Source organism: Streptomyces venezuelae, from assembly GCF_008642355.1.
In the GTDB taxonomy this organism is placed as follows: domain Bacteria; phylum Actinomycetota; class Actinomycetes; order Streptomycetales; family Streptomycetaceae; genus Streptomyces; species Streptomyces venezuelae_B.
The window spans coordinates 227,279-251,754 of sequence record NZ_CP029193.1 but is presented as its reverse complement, the minus strand read 5'-3'; the positions used below and the strand labels follow the sequence as shown (position 1 = coordinate 251,754).

Genomic DNA, 24,476 nt, shown 5'->3' with positions numbered 1-24,476 from the left:
GAGCTGACGTGAAGAGCCGAGGGGACGGGGGCACGCGTGTCGCAGCCAAGCCGTTCCGCGCGCCTCGCCGCATCCGCCGTCTCCCTCGTCGTCACCGTCCTTGCCCTGTTCGTCCCCTCCGCGGCGGCGCACGGGACACCGGCGGACGGGCCGCTCGCCCGGCACACCGCCGTGGCGCACGCGGAGAAACAGACCGCTCCTCACGACGTCCCGGCACTCCACGTCACCGTCGCGCACCGGCTCGACGCGCACCTGCCCGGACCGCAGCCGGCGGGGCCACCCCGCACGGCGGTCGACACGGCGCCGCACCGCGCCCTCGGCGGACCCGACGTCCGCCCCGAGGCCATCCCGGCCACCCCACGAGGGGCCGGAGCGCAGGCCGCACCGCGCGGCCCGCCCCGGCGATGAGCACGCAGACGCAGACCTTCCACGACGCCTGACCCGGCACATACGCACACCGCGCGTGCGACGGCCCGTCACGCGTCCTTCCGCCCTGCCCTCATCGTGGCCCTCATCGTGGAGAACCCATGTCCCGCGCGCCCCTGTGGCGGGCGATCGTCGCGCTCGCGGCCGTCGCCCTGTCCCTCTACATCGCCCTCACCCAGTCCGCTCGCCTAGGCCTCGACCTGCGCGGCGGCACACAGATCGTCCTGGAGACGAAGGACTCGCCCACCACCAAGGCGGACGCCGAGTCCACCGACCGCGCCCTGGAAGTCCTCAGGCAGCGCGTCGACGCGCTCGGCGTCGCCGAACCCGGCATCGCACGCTCCGGCGAGAAGCGCATCATCGTCGAACTCCCCGGAGTGCAGGACCCGCGCAAGGCGGCCGAGGTCATCGGCCGCACCGCCCAGCTGACCGTCCACCCCGTCACGGGGGAGTCCGCCGAGAAGGGCACGGCGAAGCCCGCCCCCGACGGATCACGGACCCTGCCCGACCCCGACCGGAAGGGCAGTTACCTGACGCTCGGACCCACCGCGCTCACCGGCCAGGGCGTCAAGGACGCCCAGGCCACCCTCGACCAGCAGTCCCTCGCCGGGTGGCTCGTCACCCTCGACTTCCGCAAGGACGCGGGCGACACCTGGGCGAAGATCACGGGCGAGGCGGCCTGCGCACCGCAGAACGCCCCCGAACGCCGCGTCGCCATCACCCTCGACGACAAGATCATCTCGGCCCCGGGCGTCAACCAGGGCGTACCGTGCAAGACCGGCATCACCGGCGGCACCACCCAGATCACCGGCGACTTCAGCCAGTCCGAGGCTCGCGACCTGGCCGCACTCGTCAAGGGCGGCGCCCTGCCGGTCCCCGTCGACGTCGTCGAGCAGCGCACCGTCGGCGCGACGCTCGGCGCCGACGCCATCGAGGCGAGCGCCACGGCCGCCGTCATCGGCATCGCCCTGACCGCCCTGTTCATCACCGTCGTCTACCGGCTCATGGGCGCGCTCGCCGCCCTCGCCCTCGCGCTGTACGGCCTCATCTCGTACGCGGCCCTAGTCGCACTCGGCGCGACGCTCACCCTGCCCGGTCTCGCCGGGTTCGTCCTGGCCATCGGCATGGCCGTCGACGCCAACGTGCTCGTCTTCGAACGCGCACGGGAGGAATACCTCGGCGTCCGCTCCGCGGACCTCGCCAAACCCGTGCGCACCGGCTTCGCGAAGGCGTGGAGCGCGGTCGTCGACTCGAACGTGACGACGCTGCTCGCCGCGGGGCTGCTGTTCTTCTTCGCCACCGGACCCGTCAAGGGCTTCGGCGTCACCCTGTCCATCGGCGTGCTCGCCTCGATGGTCACGGCCCTGGTCATCACCCGCGTCCTCGCCGACTTCGCCGTGAGCCGCCCCTTCGTGCGCAAACGGCCCGCCCTGACGGGCATCGCCACCACGGGCCGCGTCCGCACCTGGCTGGCACGCCGCAAACCGGACCTGGTGCGCCACCGGCGCCGCTGGCTCGGCGCCAGCGCCCTGCTGGTCGTCGTGGCGGTCGCGGGCATCGCGCTGCGCGGCCTGGAGTTCGGCGTCGAGTTCACCGGCGGCCGCCTCGTCGAGTACAGCACCAGCAGGCCCGTCGACGCCGACACCGCCCGCGGCGCCGTGTCCGACGCGGGCTTCCCGCGCGCGGTGGTGCAGGAGTCGGGGGACGGCGACATCTCCGTACGCACGGAACGTCTGACCGACGCCGAACAGCACCGCGTCAAGGAGGCCCTCCAGGAACACGGCGGCACGGTCACCGTCGAGCGCGACGAGATGATCGGGCCGAGCCTCGGAGACGAACTGCGTCAGAAGGCGCTCATCGCCCTCGGTATCGCCGTCGCGGCGCAACTGATCTACCTGAGCGTGCGGTTCCGCTGGACCCTCGCGGTGGCGGCCGTCTCGGCGATGGTCCACGACGTGCTGCTGGTGGTGGGCCTGTTCGCCTGGCTCGGCAAGCCCGTCGACAGCGTCTTCCTCGCCGCCCTGCTCACAGTGATCGGCTACTCGGTCAACGACACGGTGGTCGTCTTCGACCGCGTGCGCGAGGTGCGCCGCCGCGATCCGCGCGGTGACCTGGAGGCCACCGCCAACCAGGCCGTCGTGCAGACGCTGCCGCGGACCGTGAACACGGGCATGGGCGCGCTGTTCATCCTCACCGCCCTCGCCGTGCTCGGCGGCGACTCCCTCGCGGACTTCTCGCTGGCCCTGATCGCCGGGGTCCTGGTCGGCATGGCCTCGACCGTCTTCACGGCCGTCCCGATCGCCGTCGCACTCGAACGCCGCAACCCGGCACCGCCGCCCTCCCGGCCGACCCGCGCGAGCGGCTCGGGCGACACACCCGACGGATACAGCCCTCTGGAGGCGCGCAGGAGGAAGGAGCGGGGGACCGGCGCGGTCGTCTGAGAATCCGGTCTCGGGGCTCCGGCCGGGGGCCCCGGGACCGCTTCCGTGGGGCGCGGTCCGGACCCCGCGGGTGCCGCTCCCCGCTACGACGGTGCCGGGGCGCCCGGCAGTACGCCGGAGATCCGCAGCAACCTGCCCTGCCGATTGCTGACGTGGATCAGGCCGCCGTCGCGGTCCAAGCCGATGCCGCTCACGTTGCCCAGGCCGTCGGCCACCACGCGATGCCGTCCCTTGGCCTCGCCGTCGGCCACGACGACCTCGTGCACCTTGCCGCCCGCCGAGTCGCAGACGTACGCGCGGCCCGCGCCGTCCAGCGCCACGCGGACGCTGTACCCGAGACCGGTGGCCACGGTGCGCGACGTGACGCCGTCCGCCGTCAGGTCGACCTCGTACAGCCCGCCGAGGTCGTACTGACCGACGTACGCCCTGCCCCCGGCCAGCGCCACCCCGGCGGCCCTCGGCACCTTCCAGGTGCGCTGCCGCTCCGCCGGGCGGCCGGTCAGGCCGTACTCGATCAACTCGCCCTTCTCCACGTCGGTGACGTACGCCCGGCGGCCCGGCAGGTCCAGGGCCACGCCGTACGCGTGCATGCCCTCGGCGACCACGACCGGAGGGGCGGTGCGGTCGGTCAGGTCCACCGTGAAGAGGCGCTTGCCGCTGTAGTCGGTGAGGTAGGCCAGGTTGCCCGCCGGATCCAGCGCCACGTCGTTGACCTGGCCCGGCGTCACCAGGACCCATTCGATGCCGTCGCGGTCACCGGCACCGTCGCGGACGTCGGCGGCGAGGTCCACCTTCAGCAGCCTGCCGCCGTTGTACCGGTCGGTGACGTACGCCTTCCGGTTCGCCCGGTCCAGCGCGAGGCCGTCCGCCGTGCCCAGTCCTTCGGCGAGCGTGACGGGAGGCTTGCGAGAACTTCCCTGTGCCGCACCGGAGGCCTTGTGCAGAGGGTGCAGCTTGCCGTCGAACTCGAGTTTCTCCAGCTCGAAGACTTCATGGACCCCGGCGAGAGTGGAGACGAGCTCAGCTTCCCCCCGCTGCAGGAACGGCCTGCCCTCGTCCGTCAGGTCGAAGGTGTCCTGGGCTCCGCCGGTCTCGCCGAGCTTCCAGGCGATGACCTGCGCGTAGGCCGGCTCCTTGGCCTGCGGGCCGTCCGGGCGCGTCTCTTTGACCTCCACCGGCTCGGGGTAAGAGAGCGCGACCCACCCGCCGAAGGAGACGGGGAATGCGTAGTCGAACCTGCGCACCTGGCGCCGCTGCGTGGCCAGGACGTCCACCCGGCTGCCGACCTCACCGCTCAGCGTGGACGACGTCTTGAACGCGGTGGTCAGCGAGCCGCTGACCGACGCGGTGATCCCCAGCATCAGTTGCGCCGACAGCTCGCCGGTGCCGGTGGCGGTGCTCGTGGCCGTCGTCGTACTGGTCGACTGTGACTGCGACTCGGAGTCGACGCCCTGGTTGTCCTTGCTGTTCTTGAGGGTGGTCTTCTGAGACTGGTTGGCCGCCATGCTCTTCTGCAGTTGCTGCTGGAGCGAGGCGGTGACCTTCGCGCCGAAGGTGAGCTGCACCTGCCCCTGGAGCGACCAGCTGATCGTGTTGGAGATCGAGAACTCGACCGTGTGCGACCACTTCGTGGGGACGGGGTCGGTCCGGTTCACGTACGTCTGCTTGGAGATGACGTCAGGAGGGGGCTGTGCGATGTCGGCCCGCTCCTCGACGAGCGGCACACCGACCGTCATGTAGGCCGTCCAGCCACGCTCGTGCGCCGTGGCCTCCGCCTCGGGGAATTCCTGGAAGCGCCCCTTGTTCAGGGAGAACCCGGTGGGGTGGACATACCGGTCCGTACCGTCCGGATTTTTCCTCTCGGCCCTCCTCTTCAATTTCTCCCCGTCCCGCTCCAGGATCGCGGGGGCCTTTGTGGCGACGTCAAGTTCTTTCAGATTTCGGCCGGTCAACGGGTGGCGCATGTACCGTTCGCCGAGATGAGCCGTGCTCACGTTGTTCTTTTTGGCTTCGGCCATATCCTTGGGCTCTCCCTTTCCCGCGGAACTCAACGATGTGAAAGTCACGCACCTTCGGTCGGCGTGCTGTCGGTCCTTTCGACTTTCGCGGCCGCTTCGGCGTTCTTCCTGCGCATTTCCTCCATCTCTTCGTCGCTCATCCTCTGCAGGTCCTCGGCCTTGACGCCCGGCCGGTCCTCGTCCTTGATCTCCGCCTTAACCTTCTTGGACGTCTCGCCCTCGGCCGAGGACGCCATACTGCTCGTCGACGCGGGATCCTCGCAGGTGGCCCGCTGTTCGGCGGCTGCCGAACCGGTCCTTCGGAACAGCGGGGAGAGGAAGCCGTCCATGATGCGGAGCGCCTCCGGCGATGTCTCACGCACGATTTTCGGGTCGCGCTCGACCTCCGGAATTCCGTCGTACAGTTCCGGGTCGACCCCTTCCCGTTCGGGCCGGGCCCCCGGGATGTTTTGGGACACCTTTTGAGCAGACTCCTCGGCGGACCGGGCTTCACTTCCGCCACCCTCGAAGATGTTCTTGAAAGACATGGTCTCCCCTTCAGTCGTGGTCACTGCCTACCCCCGAGGCAATGCGCCCATCCGGCTCCGATTCACTCATGGTGCCCATCACCTGCCCCTGGGGCGGCCGTAACGTTTATTCGGGCCGCGATGTCGGCCGAAATTCCATCCTCGACCGGTGTTTTACCTCGCGTGACGTACGGAGACGGCCCGCTCCCCGGGCCGAAATGGCCCGCCCTGGACCCGCAAAGGGCCGGGGCAGGGCCGTCGCTCGCTCGGTCGCCGGGGCGGCGTCCGGGCGGCGTCGAACTGCAGAGCGGGGTGAGTCCTCGCCAGTCTCGGCACGCGCCCACACGACGAGGCGGTACGTGGACGGCCTCCGCAGGTGGCGGACGGCCGAGTCGCTTAACGTGGCCATATGGTCACAAAACGAAACGCAACCGCCGTCCGGCGCGGTCGCCCCGCGCGCACCCGGAGCACGGGCCTCATCTGTGTCGCCGCCGCGGCAGGAGCGCTGCTCGTCGGCTGCGGCAACGACGACGGCGACAACACGCAGACCGACACCTCCACGGCCGGGCGGGCGGCCTCGCCCTCGTCCTCCCCGTCGTCCGACGGGGGCGGCCTCACGGACGACCAACGCGAGCGCAAGGAACTCGTCCCGAAGGCCAAGGTCGGCTACGACAAGGCGCTGGACGCGGCGATCGCGACGGTCGACAAGGCGAAGCCCGTCTCCATCGAGCTCAAGGGCACGCCGGACAAACCGGTCTGGAAGGCCGAGGTGGCGACCGCGGACGGCGCCACCCACGACGTCGACGTCGACGCGGTCACCGGCAAGGCCGGGCAGGCGCGGGCCGACAACGACCAGGACCAGGACGACAAGCGCGAGCTCGCGGACTGGCTGAAGAAGGCGACCGTCACCGCGCAGCAGGCCGCGCAGACCGCCACGGACAAGAAGAAGGGCACCGTCACCTCGGTGGAGCTCGACGACTCCGACAAGGGCGACACGGTGCTGTGGTCCGTCGACGTCGTCACGACCGACGACTGGAACAAGACGACGTACGACATCGACGCGGCCAACCGCAAGATCGTCCGGGAGCACGTCGACCGGGACTGACACCTGACCGGCCCGACTCCGCACGGAACCTCGTACCCGTGCCGCCGTGACACCGGCGCGAGGATGGGCGCATGGATGTTCGTCAGCTGGAGTACTTCCTCGCGATCGTCGACCACGGCGGTTTCAATCGGGCGGCGTCGGCCCTCTACCTCTCCCAGCCGTCGCTGTCCCAGGCGGTCCGTGCGCTGGAACGGGACCTCGGCAGCAGCCTGTTCCACCGCATCGGCCGCCGCGCCGTGCTCACCGAGGCGGGCACGGCGCTGATCGAACCCGCCCGTGCGGCCGTACGCAGCCTGGCCACGGCCCGTGCCAGCGTCGCCGCGGTGCACGAACTGCGCGAGGGCCGGCTCGACATCGCCGCCATGCCCTCCCAGGCGGTGGAACCCCTCACCACGATGATCCGCCGTTTCACCGGCCGCCACCCCGGCGTGTCCGTCAACATCCGGGCGGCGTTCACCTCGCGCGACGTCATCGACATGGTCCGCACCGGCGCCGCCGAACTGGGCCTCCTCGCGACGTCCGGCCCCCTCGCCGACAAGGCGGTGCTCTCGCACGACGTGGGCGAGCAGCGCTTCGTCCTGGTCACCCCGCCCGACGGGCCCTTCCCCGTGGGCCGCCCGGTGGCCCGCGAGGAGTTGGCGGGTCATCGGCTGATCGTCGGGCAGCGGGGCACCGGCATGCGCGCCTACGTCGACGGTCTCCGCGAGCGCGGCATCGACTTCGCCGTCGCCGCGGAGACCGAGCACCGCGTGGCGATCCTGCCGCTGGTCCTCGCCGGGGTCGGCCTCGCCGTCGTCACGGAGTCCTGGCGCACGGCCGCCGAGCGTGCCGGCGCGCTGGTCCTGGACATCGAGCCCCGGACGACCCTGCGCATCGCGCTGGTGAGCCGCAGGGCCGAGCAGTCACCGGCCGCCCGGACCTTCCTCACGTGCGCCCTCGCCGAGTGCCCGTAGGCGCACGCGACGAGCCGGGACATAGGCGTGCCCTATAAGGCAGATCGGCAGAGCGTCTTGGACGCTCGAACACGCCCGTTGCTGCAATCGGGGGCATGACCCACCACCACATCGCACTCATCCCCGGCGACGGCATCGGGACCGAAGTGCTGCCTCCCGCACAGCGGGTCGTCGACGCGGCCGGCGCACGCCACGGCTTCACCTGCTCGTACACGGCGTACGACTGGTCGTGCGAGCGCTACGCCCGCGAGGGCGCCATGATGCCCGCGGACGGGCTCGACCAGCTGCGCGACAAGGACGCCATCCTCCTCGGCGCGGTCGGCTACCCGGGCGTGCCCGACCACGTCTCGCTCTGGGGCTTGCTGATCCCGATCAGGCGGGGCTTTCGCCAGTACGTCAACGTGCGGCCCATCCGCGTCTTCGAAGGGGTCGAGAGCCCGTTGCGGGCCGCCGTCCCCGGGGAGGTCGATTTCGTCGTCGTACGCGAGAACGTCGAGGGCGAGTACAGCGAGATCGGCGGCCGGCTGAACCGGGGCTTCGCGGAGGAGATGGCCGTACAGGAAGCCGTGTTCACGCGCGCGGGGGTCACCCGCGTCCTGGACTACGCCTTCGGCCTGGCCGCCCGGCGTGACCGCAGACTCACCTCGGCCACCAAGTCGAACGGCATCGTCCACACTTTGCCGTTCTGGGACGAGCTGGTCGCCGAACGGGGCGCGGAGCACCCGGCGGTGGTGTGGGACCAGGAGCACATCGACGCGCTCGCCGCGAAGTTCGTCCTCGACCCGGCCCGCTTCGACGTCGTGGTCGCCTCCAACCTCTTCGGTGACATCCTCAGCGACCTGGCCGCCGCCGTGGCGGGCTCCATCGGGATCGCCCCGGCCGCCAACCTCAATCCGGAGCGCGACTTTCCCTCGATGTTCGAACCGGTCCACGGCTCCGCCCCCGACATCGCGGGCCGCGGCATCGCCAACCCCCTCGGCGCCATCTGGTCGGCGGCGCTGATGCTCGACCACCTCGGACACCGCGCGGCGGCCGACGACATCACGGCCGCGATCGCCGCGGTGCTCGCCAAGACCGACGTGCGCACCCCGGACCTCGGCGGCGACAGCACGACGGCCGAGTTCACCGAGAAGCTCCTCGAACTGCTCTGACACGTTCCCCGGCGAGGAGTCACGCCATGGCAGCAACCGCGTCCACCACCCCCGGCACCCCACCGTCCGCGCCATCGCCCTCCGCGACCTCCGAACCCTCCGCCCCCTGGTACCGGCAGCTGTACTTCTGGGTCCTGACCGCGATCGTCGCCGGCATCCTGACGGGCTGGCTCCGGCCCTCCGTGGGCGTCGCCCTGGAACCGGTCGGCACCACGTTCGTCTCGGCGATCAAAATGCTGATCGCCCCGATCGTCTTCCTGACGATCGTCGCGGGCATCGGCGGTGTCGACAGCCTGCGCCGGGTCGGCAGGGTGGGCCTCAAGTCCCTGCTCTACTTCCAGGCGGGCACCCTCGCCGCCCTCGCCGTCGGACTGGTCGCCGTCAACCTCTTCCAGCCCGGCGCGGGTGTCCACGCCCACCCCGGAGACCTGCGGCTCTCCGGCGAGGCCGCGCGGTACGTGAAGGACGGCGAGGACCAGAGCTGGTGGCACTTCCTCACCGACATCGTGCCGTCCAGCGCGGTGGGGGCGTTCGCCGAGGGGAACATCCTCCAAGTCATCTTCTTCGCCGTCCTGTTCGGTGTGGCGCTGAAGGCCGTGGGGCCTGTCGGCGCGCCCCTGGTCGACGGCGTCAACCGGCTGAGCGCGGTCGTCTTCAAGATCCTCCACTACGTGATGCTCGCCGCGCCCGTCGGCGCGTTCGGCGCCATGGCCTACACCATCGGCAAGTACGGCATCTCCACGCTCACCAGCCTCGGCCGGCTCATCGGCCTGTTCTACGGCACGTCGCTGTTCTTCGTGGTGGTCGTCCTGGGCGGCGTTCTCGGCCTGCTGCGCATCAACATCTTCCGGCTCCTTCACCACCTGCGGGAGGAGTTCCTCATCGTCCTCGGCACGTCGTCGTCGGAGAGCGTGCTGCCGAGGGTGATGGCCAAACTCGAAGGGCTCGGCCTGCGCAGGGACATCGTCGGACTGACCGTGCCGACCGGGTACTCCTTCAACCTCGACGGGAGCTCCCTCTATCTCTCCCTGGCAGCGGTCTACATCGCCCAGGCCACCGACACCCCGCTCACCCTCGGCCAGCAGCTCGGCCTGCTCGCCGTCATGATCCTGACGTCCAAGGGGTCCGGAGGCGTCACGGGCGCCGGGTTCATCGCCCTGGCCGCCACGCTGTCCGCGGTCGGCACCGTGCCGGCCGCGGGCATCATGCTCATCTTCGGCATCGACAAGTTCATGTCCGAGTGCAGGGCCCTGACGAATCTCGCGGGGAACAGCGTCGCCACCCTGGTCGTGGCCCGCTGGGAGGGCGTCCTCGACACGGCACGCGTCAACAGGGTCCTGCGCGGCGGGCGTCCCGAGCCCTCGCCCGAACTCTCGACCGACCCCTCGAAGGAGTCGGCCGGGCACGGAACTTCGACGGCGGGGAAGGCGTTGGCGGAGTGACGCGCACAAGCGCGTGGACGAACGAAGCAGTCGAGGTGGCACGAATGGCGATGTGGGACCGGATCAAGGACCAGGCCAAGGGTCTGCAGCAGTCGCAGGGGGCGCGCGGCTCCGGCGGCCACGGACGACCGGGTTCGGGCTCCGGCGGGGGATCGAAGGCCCAGCTCGTGGGTGTGCTCAAGTCCCAGCTGGCCTCCTTGAAGACGGAGCTCAAGAGCGGTGCCTACCGCGACGCGAGCATGGCCATGTGCGCCCTGGTCGCGGCGGCCGACGGCTCGGTCGACCCCGCCGAGCGCCAGCACGTGGAGTCGCTGATCGTGCAGAACGACGTGCTGCAGAACTTCCCGCCGGACCAGCTGCGGCAGCGGTTCAACAAGCACGTGGACCAGCTGTCGCTCAACTTCCAGCAGGGCAAGGCCGAGGCGATGCAGGAGATCGCCAAGGCGGCGAAGAAGCCGATGGAGGCCAAGGCGGTCGTGCAGACCGGCTTCGTCGTCGCCGGCGCGGACGGATACATCGCGCCGGCGGAGGAGCAGGTCCTCCGTGAGGCGTGCGCGGCGCTGAACGTGTCCCCGCAGGAGTTCGGTCTCTGACCGGTCGGGACCGGTAGGGGACCGGAGCCGACGACAGGCCGAGGGCGGGCTCTTACGCCGCCACGGTGTCCAGGGCCGGGCCGATCACGTCGAAGGCCCGGTCGAGGAGTTCGGCCGGGTCCTCGGCGCCGTCGCTGCCGCTCCACCGCTGCAGCACGGCGTCGAACGCGGTGAGGGCCATCCCCGCGGCCAGCCGTGGATACAGCTCGGCCTCGGGGGCCAGCCCCGTCCGGCGGCCCATCTCCTCCGTCAGGTCGTCGCGCCACTGCGCCTGCCGCTCCAGGAAGCGGGCCAGCAGGGCGGGCGTCCGCAGGATCAGCTGCACCACGCTCAGCGCCCGCTCGGAGTGGTCGGAGCGGGCGGAACAGATGGCGAGGGGGACCTTCACGGCGTTCCGCAGCGCTTCGGCGTGGGACTCCCCGGCGGGACGGTCCGCCAGCTCCGCGCGCATTCCGGTGCCCATGTCGGCCAGGAACTGGACGACCACGTCCTCCTTGGACGCGAAGTACCGGAAGAACGTGCGTCGGGACACTCCGGCGGTGGCCACGATCTCGTCGATGGTGACCGCGTCGTACCCCTTCAGCGCCAGCAGTTGCAGCGCGGACTCGGTCAGCTCGTCCGAGACGAGGCGGCGCTTGCGTTCGGCGAGGCTCATTCGGGGGTGGGAAGTCACCCGGTCATCGTACAGGTCGGGCGTCCGGATGCCCCCTTTGTCACTCAGAGGCAGGGCGGCATTCCATGCCGTATGTGGCGAGAGGTGCCGCCCTGCCATATAGAGCGGGGGCGTGTCAGGGCTGGCTCAGAACTTGCGCCAGCGTGCACTCGCGAACGAGAAGAGCCCGAAGGCCACGAGGCCGACGGCGATCAGCGCGAGCAGCCAGGGCCCCGCGCCGGTGTCGGCGAAGGAGCGCAGCGTGTTGTCCATCCCCTTGGCCTGGCCCGGCTTGTGCCGCAGCGCCGCCGTGATGGCGAAGCCGCCCGCGACGCCGAAGACCACGCCGCGTGCCGTCCCGCCGGTGACGCCGAGGATGTCGGTCGCCTGGCGCATCCGTCGCGGCATCTGGGAGACGCGCAGCTTGTCGCGGAACTTGCGGAGCAGCGCGCGGCCCGCGATCCAGACGCCCGCCACGAGCACGCCGGCGCCCGCCGCTGCGACGATCCACTGTCCGGCGGGCCAGTCGAGCACCTTCGCCGTCGCGTCCTGGGTCTGCTTGTCGCTCGATCCGCTGCCGCTGCCCTGGTCGCCGGCTGCGTAGGCGATGACGGTGTACGTCACGAAGCTGTAGAAGAGGAAGCGCGCGCCCGCCATGGCTCGCTTGCCCGCGGTGTTTCCGTCCGGCCCCGCCTGTCCGAAGAAGACTTCGGAGAGCCGCCACAGCGCCATGCCCGCGAGGGCGCCCCCGAGCAGCCACAGCATGACGTGCCCGAAGGGGCGTTCCGCGATCTCGGCCAGGGCGCCGCCCCGGTCCGCCTGGCGGCCGTCGCCTCCGTCGGAGAACGCGATGCGCAGGGCCAGCGCGCCGACGAGGAGATACAGGACACCACGTCCGACGAACCCGGCGCGTGCCACCGCTGCCACGCCTCGTCCCTTGGCTGCGCGCCTTGCTTTGCCCTTGCCGCGCACGGTGGCCGACGTGAGACGCACGGAAGGGAGGCGCATGGATCGGAGATGCATGGCTACCGGATGCCCCCGGCGCCCTGCCTCATGCCGACCTCTGTGAGCCCCGGACGTGGGGCTCTTTCGGCATGCTCGGACGGCTGCCCGGCGGGTGGCCCGGATTGCGGCCCGGACCGGGCCGCGTCAGCGGAACCCGATCCGGGAGCCGGTGCGCGTGCACGGGACCGGCGCGCCGGCCGGAATCGTGAACGCCTTGTCGAGTGAGGTGATGCGCAGCAGCCGCCGATTGCGCGCGCTGCCCGGCACGAGCCACAAGGTGCCCCGGTCGGGGGCCACCCTCTTCCGGATCCGCACGAGCAGACGCAGACCACCGGCGTCCATGAACGTCACCTCCCGCAGGTCCGCGACGACCCGAGGGCCGGCCCGGTCCATGAGCGCCATGACACGGGGGGCGAGCTCCTGGTCGGCCCAGGCGTCCAGTTCGCCCCAAAACGCAAGGACATCAGTGCCGTTCACCACGCGGTGGTGCAGGCCGAAGGTGAAGTCGGCGGTGCCCGTTTCCCAGTCCAGCAGTGTCTTCTCCCTTCACGGAGAGTAACCAAAACGGTGGTGGCGTGGCGTACGAAGACCGGCGCCGGACGCCACCGGGGTCCTGGGCGGCACCGAGGTCATGTGTCAATCGTTCCCGCTCAGAGCCGTTCGTACCCTCGTAGGGTGATGTGATTAACCGGGAGGCGGAGTTGACGGGTCGTCAAATCGTCGATTACGCAACGTAATCACGTCGCTGTGGGTGAGTCCTACGAGGGCCGGCCCCGCTCCCGCTCGACCGGCAACCACAGTTCGGCCTCCGCCTCCGTGCCGCCCGGCGACAGGCGCGTGCGCAGGATCTCCGGGCCGGGTCGGCTGCGGTACGGATTCGACGGGAACCACTCCGTGAACACGTCGCGCCACAGGTTCTGGATGGCCTGCGGTGCGGGGCCCGACGTCGTGAACACCGCCCACGTCCCGGCGGGCACGGGCAGCACGGAGGCGCCGGTATGGGCGTCCAGGGCGGACGCCGACGTGATCACGCCCTGGTAGTAGTCGAGTTCGGTGCCCTCCGCGCGGCTCGGGTCCAGGTCGTCGCAGACGGCGAGCATCCCGTGCGGCTCCTGGTCCGCCAGCTTCTCCAGGCGCTGCCGGTCCTCCGGGCCGATTCCGCGGACGAAGTCGACGATCGCCCGGTTCGGCCCCGAGTGCACCAGCGGCACCCGGGCCTTGAACCCGACGACGGCGAAGTCCGGCTTGTCCACCACGCGGTACCGCAGGTCGCTGCTCCCTTCGACGGTGAGACGAAAGGTCATCCGGGACTGGGAGCTGAGCGCGGCGCCGGTGCGCCGGGCCTCACCCGGCCCGACGCCGTGCATGGCGCGGAACGCCCGCGCGAACGCCTCGCCCGAGCCGTAGCCGTGGCGGACCGCGATCTCCAGGAGCGTGTCATGGTCCGCCAGCACCTCCGCGCCCGCGAGAGTGAGCCGTCGGCGCCGGACGTACTCCGAGAGCGGCATGCCCGCCAGCGCGGAGAACATCCGGCGCAGGTGGTACTCGGAAGTGGCCGCGATCCGGGCCGCCTCGGCCACGTCGACGGTCTCGTCGAGGTGGCGCTCGATGTACTCCATGGCCTCGTTGAGCCGCTCCAGCACGTCCGGCCCCTTCCTGTTCGGTGATCACCACCCTAGGGACCCCGCCGGGTACGTGCCGGTGCGTGCCGTGCGCCTCCCGCGGTCAGCGCACGAGGTCCGCGGGCAGTTCCACCCGGCGCCTCGGTGCGGTGCCGTCCAGGGCCGGGCGGCCGTCGAAGACGCGGAGCCCGGCCGCCGCGCAGGCGTAGGCGAGGTCGCGCGCGTCGTACGGCACGTCCGGGCCGGTCTGCCAGAACCGGAAGTGCCAGTACGTGGTCGGGTCCGTCGCGTCGGGGGAGAGGCCGACCTCCTCGTGCTCCACGCACACGCCGTCCCGCGCCAGTGTGCCGTGGGTGCCGCCCTTCGGGTTGAAGTACATGCCGTAGGCGGTGGTGCCGGCCGACACCGCGCCCAGCAGGGTCTCGTCGCTCGGCATGTATCCGATCTGGGTGATCACGCAGCCGCCGGGGTCGCCCGGAACCTCGACCACCGAGACGAAGCGGTAACTCTTGTCGTAGTCGTCCGCGTCATCCCAGTCGTCCATGTCGATCTCTTCGTCGTCGTCGAACGGGGCGTCCTTCGGGAGGAGTTCGGGACAGAGCGCCGGGTCGGCACCGAGGCGGCGGACGACCTCCGCCCCGTCCAGGTCGCGCACGAAGGCGATGCCGAGCCCTTCCGTCCACCTGCCTTCGTCGACGAAGGCCGCGACGAGCGCGTCGGCGGCGCGGAAGGCCGCGAACTCTTCGTCCGGCAGCACCACCGCGCCCGGCAGATCCGCGACGACCGGAGCGAGCGGCGTCGTCAGCAGCAGCCGCCCCGGGGACCAGGGTCCGGTCTGCGGCGTCCAGACGTCCGCGCCGGCTCCGATCAGCGTACGCACACACTCCTCGTCGCCCTCACAGGCGGCGTGCCACAGCGCGGTGTGCCCCTCGTCGTCGGACGCGTCGACGTCTGTGACGTGGGGGAGGAGCAGGCGCACGGACGCCGCGCCGCCGTCCCGGGCGGCCAGGTGCAGCGGGGTGCGGCCGGACCAGACGTCGGCGTCGGCGGACGCGCCCCCGTCGAGGCGGGCCCGGATCAGCGCCGGGTCGCGCCAGCCCTCGTACCCCAAGCCTTCCCAGTCGGCTCGTGGCACGTATCGCTGCCGCGCCTCCTCGCGCTCGCGCAGGTCGCGGAGTTCGTACGCGGACATCGGGCGGGCGAGGAAGCCGGGCGGGCCGCCCCACCGGGCGAAGACGAGGAACCGGTCCCCTGTGGCGCGGGGCGTCGGCAGGCCGGGCCACACCTCGACGGCACGGGCGGACGCGGCACGCAGGGCATCGGCGTCCACCGGCGTACTGGTCTCCGGGATCTCCTCGTCCGGCCACTCCACCACCAGACGCGTCGCTCCGGACGGGGGCAGCTCCGGCAGGTACAGGTCCACATCGGTCCTGAAGAGGGAGTCCCGCATTCCGCCGGTGTCCAGCGGGATCAGCCCCGCCGACGCCGCCGACCGGGCGGCGGCCGGACGCGCCGCGGGCCCCAGGGCCGTCGTGGACTTCGTCCCGTGCGGGTCGAGCGAGGTCACGCGGCGCCCGTCGCCCAGCAGCAGCCCCACCCGCAGTCCCGACTGCCGGGCCCGGCCGTCGCTCTGCCGGTGGACCGTCCGGTGCACGGCGAGGTGCAGCGTGACCGAGCCGGGCCACACGGACCAGCCGGACAGCAGCGCCTTGGCGGTCGGCCCGCTCCCGGCCACCGCGGGCTGCGGCACCGACGCGGGCGCGAACCAGTCGAGCGGCGGCCTCTCCCGGCCCACGTGCTCGTCCGGAGGGCCCAGCAGGACCGACTCGCCACGCCGCCCAGCAGGTTCCCCGGACGGGTCCTCGAGCCGTTCTCCCACCGGGTACACCAAGTCGTCGAAGAATCCCATGTGGTCATGCTGACAGCAGGCACTGACACCGGTCCCTGCGCACGCGCCCGGTGACGGCCCATCAGCTCCCGGTGGGCACCCGGCTCCGCTCAGCACAGTCGAGCAGCGTCGGCAGCGCCCGTTCCAGCAGGTCGACGCCGTGCGCGTACGGCAGCCGCAGCCGGTCGCGGAATCCGTCCACCGCGGAGAACGCGGACCCGGGCACGACGGCCACCCCCCGGCGTCGCGCCAACTGCGCCAGCGCCTCCGTGTCGGTGCCCGGCACCCGGACCCACAGGGCGGGGCCGCCGGCCGGCCGGTCCCACTCCCAGTGCGGGGCACGCGAGCGCAACAGCTTCTCCGCGCCCGCCAGTTGCTCGCGCAGCACCGCACGGCGAGCGGTCCGCGCCCGCGGCAGCCCGGCGAGCAGCCGCGACGCCACCAGCTGGTCCACGACCGAACACGACAGGTCCACCGACGTCTTGATCTTCGCGAGACGCGCCACGATGTGCGGCGACGACCGCACCCACCCCACCCGGAGCCCGCCCCAGAACAGCTTCGACAGCGTCCCCACCGTGATCGTGGAGGTCACGGGGAGCCGGGCCGAGAGCGGCACGGGCGCACCGTCGTGCGCGAGACCGAGCTCCGCGCACGCCGTGTCCTCGACGGTGAACAGCTCGCGCTCGCCCAGCGCCGACGCCCACTCCCGCAGCGCTGCCCCGTCCAGGCTGCGCCCGGTCGGGTTGTGCACGGACGGCTGGAGGTAGACGAGTCGCGGCCGTACCTTCGCGCCGAGCCGCCGCAGGGCCCCCGCGTCCGATCCCGCGCCGCCCGCGCCCGGCCCGTCCCCGCCGATCGGGACGAGCCGTGCCCCGCGCGACCGCAGCGCCTCCAGGGCGCCCCGGTAGGTCGGGTTCTCCACGACGACCGTGTCGCCGGGGTCGACCAGCGCCTGCGCGACCAGCCACACGGCCTGCTGCGATCCCGCCGTCACCAGGATCTGCTCCGGCTCGGTGGGCAGCCCGGCCCCGCGGTAGTACGCCGCTATGCCCTCGCGCAACTCCGGGAGCCCGTGCGTCAGATAGCCGTCCGCGCGCAGCAGCGGGGCGAGCTCCGCGCCCGTCAGCGCCCCGACCGTGTCCGCCACCGCACCGAGTCCGTCCAGCGCGCCGCTCGACAGGTCCGCGCCGCTCGTCCGGGCGTCGAAACTGGCGAGGCGGCCCTCGCCCCCGTGCCGCTCCTCGTCCGCGGACTGCTCCAGGGCGCCCGAGCCGCGCAGCCGGGACCCGCTGCCGCGCCGGCTCTCCAGCCATCCCTCGGCCTCCAGGAGGCTGTACGCGGCGGTCACCGTGGAGCGGCTCACACCCAGGACGCCCGCGAGTTCGCGTTGAGAGGGCAGGGTCGAGCCGGGAGCCACGTCCGCGCGCTCCGCGAGCTCCCGCAGAGCGTCCGCGAGCCTGCGCGGAAGTGGAGCCGCGCCCTCCGATGACCAGCCGGTGAGCAGCCGCGACAAACGGGCCGTCGGGATCTTCGCCATGCCCTTCATCTTCGCCTACTCGCGTGCCGCGCAGGCCAATCGGGTCCCACTGGCCGTTGCCCGGGACGGTGACCGGTCGCAGGATCACAGCACCGAGCACCTGAAGGAGTGTGGAGTACATGGCGACCGTGGTCCTCGTCGGCACGCTGGACACGAAGGGCGAGGAGTACGCGTGGCTGCGCGAACGGCTCCGGGAGTACGGCAGTGACGTCCTGCTCGTCGACGTCGGTGTGCTGCCGCCGCCCGCCCACGCGCCCGTCGCCGACATCCCCGCCGACGTGGTGGCACGGGCCGCCGGACACGACCTCGGGTCGCTGCGCGCCGCCGGGGACCGCGGCGCGGCGGTCGCCGCGATGGCCGACGGACTGACCCGTGTCGTGCTCGACCTGCACCACCAGGGCAAGCTGCACGCGGTGCTCGCGGCCGGGGGCAGCGGCGGCTCGGCCATCGCCTCGCAGGCGATGCGCGCCCTGCCCATCGGCGTGCCGAAGGTCCTGGTCTCCACCATGGCGGGCGGCGACGTGGCGCCGTACGTCGACAGCAGCGACCTCACGATGATGTACAGCGTCGTCGACATCTCCGGCATCAACTCCGTGTCGAGCCACATACTCGGCAACGCGGCGGCCGCCGCGGCCGGCATGGCCCGCCGCCAGGAGCGCAGCTACGAAGAGCTCGCGGGCCCGCGCCGCAAGGTCGTCGCCGCCACGATGTTCGGCGTGACCACGCCCGCCGTCGACGCGGCCCGCGCCCGTCTCGCCGAACTCGGCTACGAGGTCCTGGTCTTCCACGCCACCGGCGCGGGCGGCCGTGCCGTGGAGAAGCTCGCCGCCGACGGCCTGCTGGACGGCGTCCTCGACCTGACCACCACCGAACTCGCCGACGAACTCGTCGGGGGAGTGCTCAGCGCGGGCCCCGACCGGCTCACCGCGGCGGGCGCCGCCGCCATCCCGCAGGTCGTCGCGCCCGGCGCCCTCGACATGGTGAACTTCGGCCCCGCGGAGAGCGTTCCCGAGCGTTTCGCGGGCCGGCGGTTCCTGGTCCACAACCCGACGGTCACCCTGATGCGGACGACCGCACGCGAGATGGCGGCCCTCGGCGCCATGCTCGGCCACAAGCTCGCCGCGGCCCGCGGCCCCGCCGAACTCTTCTGGCCCCTGCGCGGACTCTCGGCCGTGGACATGCCGGACGCGCCCTTCGCCGACCCGGTGGCCGACAGGACGGGCCTCGACGCACTGCGCGCCACCGTCTGCGGCAGCGGCGTCCGCCTCCACGAAGTCGACGCCCACATCAACGACGGGACCTTCGCGGTGGCCATGGCCGACCGCCTGCACCAGTTGATCGGCGAACGCGCCGCCTCCCAGGCCGCCCGCTGACCCCACCGCTTCGAGGAGCAACCCCATGAACCGCAAGGAAGCACTCGCCCGGCTGCACGCCCAGGTCACCGCCGGGCAGCCCGTCATCGGAGCGGGAGCGGGCACCGGACTCTCCGCCAAGTGCGCGGAGGAGGGCGGCGTCGACCTGCTCATCATCTACAACTCCGGCCGCTACCGGATGGCGGGCCGCGGCTCGCTGGCCGGACTCCTGCCGTACGGCGACGCCAACGAGATCGTCGTCGACATGGCGCGCGAGGTCCTGCCCGTCGTCCGCGACACCCCGGTCCTCGCGGGCGTCTGCGGCACGGACCCGTTCCGCCGCATGGACCTCTTCCTCGACCAGCTCAAGGCCATGGGCTTCACCGGCGTGCAGAACTTTCCCACCGTCGGCCTGTACGACGGCACGTTCCGCGTCAACCTCGAAGAGACCGGCATGGGGTACGGCCTGGAGATCGACATGGTCCGCGCCGCCCACGAACGCGACCTGCTGACCGCGCCCTACGTCTTCGACCCGGAGCAGGCCGCCGAGATGGCGAGGGCCGGCGCCGACGTCCTCGTCCCGCACGTCGGCCTCACCACCAAGGGATCCATCGGCGCGGGCACCGCCATGACCCTCGACCAGGCGGCGGCCGCCGTGCAGGACATGCACGACGCCGCCAAGAGGGTCAACCCGGACGCCCTCGTGCTCTGCCACGGCGGACCCATCGCCGAACCCGAGGACGCCCGGTACGTCCTGGAGCACACCACCGGCATCGTCGGCTTCTTCGGCGCCTCGTCGATCGAGCGGCTGCCCACGGAACGGGCGATCGTCGAGCAGACGCGGGCGTTCAAGTCCCTCGGCGCCTGAAGGCCTTCGGTGCCGGAGGTGTTACCAGAGGCGGGCGCCCCGCCGCGCCAGATAGCGGTAGGGGCTGACGTCCGAACCGTAGTGGCGTCGGGACCGTATCTCCAGGTGGAGGTGGGGACCGGTGGCACGCCCCGTGCTGCCGCTGTTCCCGAGGCGCGTCCCGGCGCGGACGCGGGCACCCTTGCGCACCCGGATGCGGGAGAGGTGCCCGTACACCGCGTAGTGCCCGTCCGGCATCCGCACGGTGACGGCCTTGCCGTACGCACCCGACCAGCGGGCGAGCACCACGACCCCGCCGCCCACCGCGTACACGGCGGTGCCGCTGGGGACCGCGAGGTCGATGCCGGTGTGATGGCCCGCGAGCCAGTTGCCGCGCGCCCCGTACCGGGTGGTGATCCGGTATCTGCGGCGCAGTGGAAGAGTGAACCGCCGGGGACCGGCCGCGAAACCGCGCTCCTCGTCCTCGGGAAACTCCGCGTCGCCGTCGGCGAGCGCCGACTCGAACTCGGCGTCGTAGTCGGCGTCGCAGGAGTCGAACTCCTCGTCGGCCCGTGGCGCGGCCGCCCCCGCCGTGAGGGCGCCGCCGGCCAGCAGCACCGCTGCCATGCCCAGTACGTCACGTCGTGTGGTGCCCGCTTCGCGCGGGCTCTCTATGTGGTGGCCCATCTCACTCAGCAGACCGTCAGGGGCGCGGGAACGCACGTCGGCTGCGCCATCCGGAGGACACGGGGCCCGCCCGCCGCACTCTCCGGAACGGGGGCGCAAACCCTCATAACCGACCGGACTGGTGCTCAGTACGAACTGATATTGGACGCCTTGAGAGCCCCGCGACGATACTGGTCGCGCAAGGAAAGAGCGGTCATTCGCGGCCGTGTTCACGGGGCGCTCGAATTTCTCGCATGACGCGTGACGACGTGTGAGGAATGTGCGGCGACCCATTTCCATGCACATCGAGGGGTAGGGCAGCGATGCATCGCGCACTGGATTCAGGGTGGAACTCGTCGAGGTACGGAGTCCCCCGGTCTCTCTGAAAGGACCGGATTCCCGGCATGGACGCGGCGGACACCACGGTGCTTCTCGACCGCGTCCGCGGGACGGTGGACGAACCGCGGCGCGGCGTGGCCGAGGTCGACAGCGGCCGGGCCGCGCCGCACCGCGGCAACCGGCTGGTGCGGCGGGCCGGCCTCCTGGGGCTCCTGATGCCACGGGAGTTCGGCGGCGCGGAAGTCTCCTTCCTGGACCGCACGAAAGTCCTGGAGACGCTCGCCACAGGTGACGGAGCGACCGCACTCGGACTGGCCACGCACTACACGGCCATCGGCTCGCTCTGCGAAACAGGCGTATCCGAACTCCCCGCCGCCGCCGTCCGTTTCCGCACCTGGCTGTTCCGTGAAGTCGTCGAACACGGACGCATGCTCACCTCGGCCACCACCCAGACGGGCACCGGCACCGGTCTCCGTGATATTCACGCCACCTGACGAAACACCGGTGCCCACTACATCCTCAAAGGCACCACGCCCTCCGTGTCCCCCGCAGACATCGCCGACCACTATGTGATCGCGGCCCGCGAGGAAAACGCCCCGATCGGCGGCCAGGTGTCGCACTTCGTGGTGTCCAGGAACGGGAGCCGCACTGGACGGTTTCCGCCTGTCCGGGCGCCCACTTGGGGATCGCGGAGGCCCGGAGGCGCTCACCGCGGTGCACGCGGCGAAGTGCTGCGTCGGCGAACTCGCCCCCCGCCTCGCCCTGGGCGCCGAGGAGTGTCTGGACCACGTCGGCAGGCCGACACTCTGCCTCACCACGTCCGACGCCGGGAACCGCGGACAGCCGCGCCTCTAGAGGGCGATCCACTCCGTGGCCGTCGTCACCTCGTCGAGAACGTCCGGGAGCGGCTCCGTTCCCAGACCCGGCCCCTTGGGGACGTCGAGATGGCCGTCCGTGAGCACGAACGGCTCGGTGATGTCGGTGGCGAAGTAGCGGTGCGAGCCGGAGGTGTCACCGGGGAGCGTGAACCCGGGCAGCGCCGCGAGCGCGACGTTGGCGGCACGCCCGATGCCGGTCTCCAGCATGCCGCCGCACCACACGGGGACGCCGTGGGCGCGCGCGATGTCGTGGATCCGCCGGGCCTCCAGGTAGCCGCCCACCCTGGCCGGCTTGACGTTGATGATCGAGCAGGCACCGAGCGAGATGGCGGCGGCCGCGTGGGCGGCGGACTCGATGGACTCGTCCAGGCAGATCGGGGTGCGCAGGAGCTTCGCGAGCTGCGCGTGTTGCACCATGTCGTCGTTGGCGAGGGGCTGTTCGATCAGCAGCAGACCGAAGTCGTCCAGCCCGGCGAGGTGCTGGGCGTCGACGAGGGTGTACGCGGCGTTCGCGTCGACCTGCAGCAGCAGACCGTCCCCGAAGCGTTCGCGCACCGCGCGCACGGGCTCGACGTCCCAGCCCGGCTCGATCTTCAGCTTGATCCGGACGTACCCCTCCGCCACGTACCGCTCGACGGCGTCGAGGAGTTGGGGGATCGAGTCCATGATGCCCACGGAGACACCGCAGGGGACACGGTCGCGTGCCGCGCCCAGGTACGCCCCGAACGACTCGCCGGTGGCCCGCAGCTGGGCGTCGAGGACCGCGCTCTCCAGGGCGGACTTCGCCATGCGGTGACCGGTGAAGGGCTCGAGGGCCCGGCCCACGGTCGCCGCGTCCACCCCGTCCTCGGGCAGCGCGGGGATCAGGAACTTGCGCAGGACGTCCTGCGCCCCGTCGACGTACTCACCGCAGTAGCGGGGCTCGGACATCGCCGCGCACTCGGCCCAGCCCTCACCGTCGGTGGTGACGACCCGCACGAGCAGCACGTCACGGGCGGTCTCGACGCCGAACGAGGTGCGGAACGGCGCGACGAGCGGCATCGCGATGCGGCGCAGCTCGACGCCGGTGATCTTCGATGTGGTCACTGGTTGCTCCCGGTGGGCTGGTGTGCGGAGGCGGGGGTGCGGTGGAGGACGTAGCTGCGGCGGTCGTGGAGGCCGAGGACGCGGGCGCCGTCGGCGAGCAGGGTGCCGAGGGTCTCCCGCACGGCGAGCCGCCAGGCATGGGCCGCGGCGGCGTCGGTGCGGCGCAGCGCCTCGATGTCGTCCGGCAGGTCGATCAGGACGAACTCGGCGTCGGTGGGCTCCGGCTGGGGGAGTCCCGCGCGGTCGCGCACGGCGTGTGCGGCTCCGGCGGGCAGGGGGATGCCGTTCCGCTCGGCCGCGGGGCATGGCGCCGACAGGTCCCAGGCGGTCAGGACGCGGTCCGACTCGTCGCCGCCGTTGATGGCGTCGTCCATGGCGCCGTAGAAGGACTCCAGGTACTCCTCGGGCCGCGCCCCGAGTTTGGTGAGGTTGAAGTGGGCGTTGCGCCGGATGAGGGGGTCGTACGTCCACGTGATGCGCTTCAGGCCGCGGTCCAGGGCCCATTGGCGCTGGTGCAGCTTGAGGGCGAGGCCTATGCCGCGGCCCATGGCGGCGCCCGTGATGTGGGAGTGCAGGGTGGTGCCCGCGGGCTCTGCGAAGAAGGCGACGGAGGCGCCTGTCAGGCGTCCGTTCTCGTACGCTCCGGCGACGTAGTTGCCCGCGTGGCTCAGCGCGCGCATGATCTCGGCGGAGATCGGGCCCGTGCCGGGCTCGGTGCCCCAGATGTCGGCGTAGAGACGGCAGACGGTCTCGAACTCCTCCATGGTGTGGAGTTCCCGGATGTCGAGGTGGTTCACAGGAGCGCTCCGACGAGGTGGGCGAGGAGTCGGGTGCGGGGCGGCATCTCGGCGGTGACGACGTGTTCGTGGTCGGCGTGCGCGCCGTCGCCGACGGCACCGAGGCCGTCGAGCGTCGGACAGCCGACGCCCGCCGTGTAGTTGCCGTCGGACGCCCCGCCGACGGCCGTCTGCCGGAGCGGGCCGATGCCGATGCGGTCCCCGATGTCGGCGGCCAGCGCGAACAGGCTCAGGGAGGATGCGGCGTCCAGGGGCGGACGGTTGGGGCCGCCCGCCACCTCGATGCGGGCTTCGGGGTGGTGCGGGACGAGGTCCTTGAGGAGGTCGTCGACGGCGGTCTGGGCGGCCGGGGTGGGAACGCGTGCGTCGATGTGCAGCCGGGCGCGGGCCGGAACGGTGTTGGTGGTCGTGCCGGCCGACAGCACCGTCGGTGTGATCGTCGTGCCCGGCCCGGTGCGGGCGTTCACCGCGTCGGTGATGTCCCGCAGGGCGAGGAGGTGGTGGCCGAGCTCCGTGGCGGCGTTGACGCCCTTCTGGGGTTCCAGGCCCGAGTGGGCGGCACGGCCGTGGACCGTGATCTCGTAGTGGGAGACGCCCTTGCGGGCGGTCTTCAGGGCGCCGCCGGTCGCCGACGCCTCCAGGACGAGGGCGGCCCGGCAGGCGCGCGCCGTGTCCTCGATGAGCGCGCGCGAGGTGTCCGAGCCGACCTCCTCGTCACCGGTGACGAGGACGGAGACGCCGTCGAGGGAGGGCAGCAGGGACAGGGCGTGGAACATCTGCACGAGGCCCGCCTTCATGTCGAAGACGCCGGGCCCCCGCGCGACACCCTCCCGTACCGAGAACGGATGGGTCTTGAGGGTGCCGACGGGCCAGACCGTGTCGTGGTGGCCGAGGAGCAGGACGCGCGGGGTCCCGAAGCTCCACTGCAGGTGGGTGACCCCACCGATCTCCAGCGTCCGCGGCCGCGCGCCGAGCAGCCTGGTGCCCTGATCGGCGACGACCCGCGCGCTGCGGGCCACGGCCGCGTGGTCGGCGGAGTAGGACTCGCAGGTCACGAGCTCCTCGAGGTCGTCGAGGAGCGCGCCGAGGGGTGGTGGCGCCGGGTGGGAAGGGTCTTCGGCCTGCACGAGGAGTCCTCCAGAAGTGGGATGGCCGGGGTGGGATGACCTCGG

General features: G+C 71.8%; 23 protein-coding genes. 11 read left to right on the top strand and 12 right to left on the bottom strand.

The features are described from left to right. Positions 1–36 precede the first annotated feature (36 nt). Together DEJ47_RS01090 and secD are read left to right on the top strand one after the other, a co-directional pair. Positions 37–408 carry a hypothetical protein gene (locus DEJ47_RS01090; protein ID WP_150164043.1) on the top strand — a complete coding sequence of 124 codons (372 nt, stop codon included), beginning with the start codon at positions 37–39 and terminating at the stop codon, positions 406–408. A gap of 119 nt (positions 409–527) precedes the next feature. Next, entirely contained in the window at positions 528–2,867 is a 2,340-nt protein-coding gene (secD, locus tag DEJ47_RS01085; protein ID WP_150164042.1) for a protein translocase subunit SecD, read from the top strand. Positions 2,868–2,950: 83 nt separating this feature from the next. Here secD and DEJ47_RS01080 read toward each other — a convergent pair whose 3' ends face one another. After that, the gene (locus tag DEJ47_RS01080; RefSeq protein ID WP_150164041.1) at positions 2,951–4,885 is read right to left on the bottom strand and encodes a YncE family protein; all 1,935 of its coding nucleotides are present in this window, start codon (positions 4,883–4,885) and stop codon (positions 2,951–2,953) included. Between the two features lie 44 nt (positions 4,886–4,929). Further along, the gene (locus tag DEJ47_RS01075) at positions 4,930–5,436 is read right to left on the bottom strand and encodes a hypothetical protein (RefSeq protein ID WP_223828184.1); all 507 of its coding nucleotides are present in this window, start codon (positions 5,434–5,436) and stop codon (positions 4,930–4,932) included. 364 nt (positions 5,437–5,800) lie between these two features. On the opposite strand from DEJ47_RS01075, the gene DEJ47_RS01070 reads away from it, so the two are divergent. The 5 genes from DEJ47_RS01070 to DEJ47_RS01050 all read left to right on the top strand — a co-directional run bounded on the left by DEJ47_RS01070 (position 5,801) and on the right by DEJ47_RS01050 (position 10,635). Further along, entirely contained in the window at positions 5,801–6,496 is a 696-nt protein-coding gene (locus DEJ47_RS01070; protein ID WP_150164040.1) for a PepSY domain-containing protein, read from the top strand. A 71-nt stretch (positions 6,497–6,567) separates the two neighbouring features. Continuing rightward, positions 6,568–7,449: a LysR family transcriptional regulator gene (locus DEJ47_RS01065; protein WP_150164039.1), complete on the top strand. Its 882-nt coding sequence runs from the start codon at positions 6,568–6,570 to the stop codon at positions 7,447–7,449. 95 nt (positions 7,450–7,544) lie between these two features. Then, positions 7,545–8,600 (top strand): tartrate dehydrogenase, encoded by a 1,056-nt coding sequence (locus tag DEJ47_RS01060; protein WP_150164038.1) that lies wholly within the window; start codon positions 7,545–7,547, stop codon positions 8,598–8,600. 26 nt (positions 8,601–8,626) lie between these two features. Then, complete coding sequence (gene dctA / locus DEJ47_RS01055; protein ID WP_150164037.1) at positions 8,627–10,042, top strand: C4-dicarboxylate transporter DctA; 1,416 nt, start codon at positions 8,627–8,629, stop codon at positions 10,040–10,042. A 44-nt stretch (positions 10,043–10,086) separates the two neighbouring features. After that, entirely contained in the window at positions 10,087–10,635 is a 549-nt protein-coding gene (locus DEJ47_RS01050) for a tellurite resistance TerB family protein (RefSeq protein ID WP_150164036.1), read from the top strand. A gap of 52 nt (positions 10,636–10,687) precedes the next feature. Here the strand turns inward: DEJ47_RS01050 and DEJ47_RS01045 are convergent, their stop codons facing one another. The 6 genes from DEJ47_RS01045 to DEJ47_RS01020 form a co-directional block, all read right to left on the bottom strand. After that, the gene (locus DEJ47_RS01045; RefSeq protein WP_150175356.1) at positions 10,688–11,290 is read right to left on the bottom strand and encodes a TetR family transcriptional regulator; all 603 of its coding nucleotides are present in this window, start codon (positions 11,288–11,290) and stop codon (positions 10,688–10,690) included. A gap of 144 nt (positions 11,291–11,434) precedes the next feature. Continuing rightward, on the bottom strand, positions 11,435–12,280 hold the full coding sequence (locus DEJ47_RS01040; RefSeq protein WP_398337857.1) for a DUF1206 domain-containing protein: 846 nt from the start codon (positions 12,278–12,280) through the stop codon (positions 11,435–11,437). 156 nt (positions 12,281–12,436) lie between these two features. Continuing rightward, positions 12,437–12,769: an STAS domain-containing protein gene (locus tag DEJ47_RS01035; protein ID WP_161236602.1), complete on the bottom strand. Its 333-nt coding sequence runs from the start codon at positions 12,767–12,769 to the stop codon at positions 12,437–12,439. Between the two features lie 281 nt (positions 12,770–13,050). Continuing rightward, the gene (locus DEJ47_RS01030) at positions 13,051–13,935 is read right to left on the bottom strand and encodes an AraC family transcriptional regulator (protein WP_150164033.1); all 885 of its coding nucleotides are present in this window, start codon (positions 13,933–13,935) and stop codon (positions 13,051–13,053) included. Positions 13,936–14,017: 82 nt separating this feature from the next. Then, a complete protein-coding gene (locus DEJ47_RS01025) occupies positions 14,018–15,823 on the bottom strand; it encodes an ankyrin repeat domain-containing protein (protein WP_150164032.1) in 1,806 nt (601 codons plus the stop codon). Positions 15,824–15,884: 61 nt separating this feature from the next. After that, complete coding sequence (locus tag DEJ47_RS01020) at positions 15,885–17,339, bottom strand: PLP-dependent aminotransferase family protein (RefSeq protein WP_161236605.1); 1,455 nt, start codon at positions 17,337–17,339, stop codon at positions 15,885–15,887. Between the two features lie 119 nt (positions 17,340–17,458). Here DEJ47_RS01020 and DEJ47_RS01015 point away from each other — a divergent pair, with 119 nt between their 5' ends. Both DEJ47_RS01015 and DEJ47_RS01010 read left to right on the top strand, forming a co-directional pair. After that, positions 17,459–18,712: a Tm-1-like ATP-binding domain-containing protein gene (locus DEJ47_RS01015; protein ID WP_150164030.1), complete on the top strand. Its 1,254-nt coding sequence runs from the start codon at positions 17,459–17,461 to the stop codon at positions 18,710–18,712. Between the two features lie 25 nt (positions 18,713–18,737). After that, positions 18,738–19,559, top strand: coding sequence for a phosphoenolpyruvate hydrolase family protein (locus tag DEJ47_RS01010; protein ID WP_150164029.1), 822 nt, complete (start codon positions 18,738–18,740; stop codon positions 19,557–19,559). A gap of 21 nt (positions 19,560–19,580) precedes the next feature. On the opposite strand, the gene DEJ47_RS01005 is transcribed toward DEJ47_RS01010, so the two are convergent. Then, entirely contained in the window at positions 19,581–20,225 is a 645-nt protein-coding gene (locus tag DEJ47_RS01005) for a M23 family metallopeptidase (protein WP_150164028.1), read from the bottom strand. A 383-nt stretch (positions 20,226–20,608) separates the two neighbouring features. Between DEJ47_RS01005 and DEJ47_RS01000 the strand changes: the two genes are divergently transcribed. Further along, positions 20,609–21,037 (top strand): acyl-CoA dehydrogenase family protein, encoded by a 429-nt coding sequence (locus DEJ47_RS01000; protein ID WP_150164027.1) that lies wholly within the window; start codon positions 20,609–20,611, stop codon positions 21,035–21,037. A 220-nt stretch (positions 21,038–21,257) separates the two neighbouring features. Next, a complete protein-coding gene (locus tag DEJ47_RS36210; RefSeq protein ID WP_190415211.1) occupies positions 21,258–21,398 on the top strand; it encodes a hypothetical protein in 141 nt (46 codons plus the stop codon). Here the strand turns inward: DEJ47_RS36210 and menC are convergent. From menC to DEJ47_RS00985, 3 genes are read right to left on the bottom strand one after another with little or no spacing between them, the layout of a single operon-like run. Next, on the bottom strand, positions 21,395–22,462 hold the full coding sequence (gene menC, locus DEJ47_RS00995) for an o-succinylbenzoate synthase (RefSeq protein WP_150175355.1): 1,068 nt from the start codon (positions 22,460–22,462) through the stop codon (positions 21,395–21,397). The two genes, DEJ47_RS36210 and menC, sit on opposite strands and share 4 nt — an antisense overlap. 41 nt (positions 22,463–22,503) lie before the next feature. After that, complete coding sequence (locus tag DEJ47_RS00990; protein ID WP_150164026.1) at positions 22,504–23,304, bottom strand: GNAT family N-acetyltransferase; 801 nt, start codon at positions 23,302–23,304, stop codon at positions 22,504–22,506. Next, positions 23,301–24,431 carry a M20 family metallopeptidase gene (locus DEJ47_RS00985; protein ID WP_150164025.1) on the bottom strand — a complete coding sequence of 377 codons (1,131 nt, stop codon included), beginning with the start codon at positions 24,429–24,431 and terminating at the stop codon, positions 23,301–23,303. The genes DEJ47_RS00990 and DEJ47_RS00985 overlap by 4 nt, the downstream gene beginning before the upstream one ends. Positions 24,432–24,476: the final 45 nt, after the last annotated feature.

Coding starts and splice junctions, on each gene's coding strand:
- DEJ47_RS01020 (WP_161236605.1), bottom strand. CDS start 17,339: ATGGCGAAGATCCCGACGGCCCGTTTGTCGCGGCTGCTCACCGGCTGG.
- DEJ47_RS01065 (WP_150164039.1), top strand. CDS start 6,568: ATGGATGTTCGTCAGCTGGAGTACTTCCTCGCGATCGTCGACCACGGC.
- DEJ47_RS01045 (WP_150175356.1), bottom strand. CDS start 11,290: ATGAGCCTCGCCGAACGCAAGCGCCGCCTCGTCTCGGACGAGCTGACC.
- menC (WP_150175355.1), bottom strand. CDS start 22,462: ATGCCGCTCGTCGCGCCGTTCCGCACCTCGTTCGGCGTCGAGACCGCC.
- DEJ47_RS01070 (WP_150164040.1), top strand. CDS start 5,801: ATGGTCACAAAACGAAACGCAACCGCCGTCCGGCGCGGTCGCCCCGCG.
- DEJ47_RS01060 (WP_150164038.1), top strand. CDS start 7,545: ATGACCCACCACCACATCGCACTCATCCCCGGCGACGGCATCGGGACC.
- DEJ47_RS01000 (WP_150164027.1), top strand. CDS start 20,609: ATGGACGCGGCGGACACCACGGTGCTTCTCGACCGCGTCCGCGGGACG.
- DEJ47_RS01015 (WP_150164030.1), top strand. CDS start 17,459: ATGGCGACCGTGGTCCTCGTCGGCACGCTGGACACGAAGGGCGAGGAG.
- DEJ47_RS01010 (WP_150164029.1), top strand. CDS start 18,738: ATGAACCGCAAGGAAGCACTCGCCCGGCTGCACGCCCAGGTCACCGCC.
- DEJ47_RS01025 (WP_150164032.1), bottom strand. CDS start 15,823: ATGGGATTCTTCGACGACTTGGTGTACCCGGTGGGAGAACGGCTCGAG.
- dctA (WP_150164037.1), top strand. CDS start 8,627: ATGGCAGCAACCGCGTCCACCACCCCCGGCACCCCACCGTCCGCGCCA.
- secD (WP_150164042.1), top strand. CDS start 528: ATGTCCCGCGCGCCCCTGTGGCGGGCGATCGTCGCGCTCGCGGCCGTC.
- DEJ47_RS01050 (WP_150164036.1), top strand. CDS start 10,087: ATGGCGATGTGGGACCGGATCAAGGACCAGGCCAAGGGTCTGCAGCAG.
- DEJ47_RS01005 (WP_150164028.1), bottom strand. CDS start 20,225: ATGGGCCACCACATAGAGAGCCCGCGCGAAGCGGGCACCACACGACGT.
- DEJ47_RS01080 (WP_150164041.1), bottom strand. CDS start 4,885: ATGGCCGAAGCCAAAAAGAACAACGTGAGCACGGCTCATCTCGGCGAA.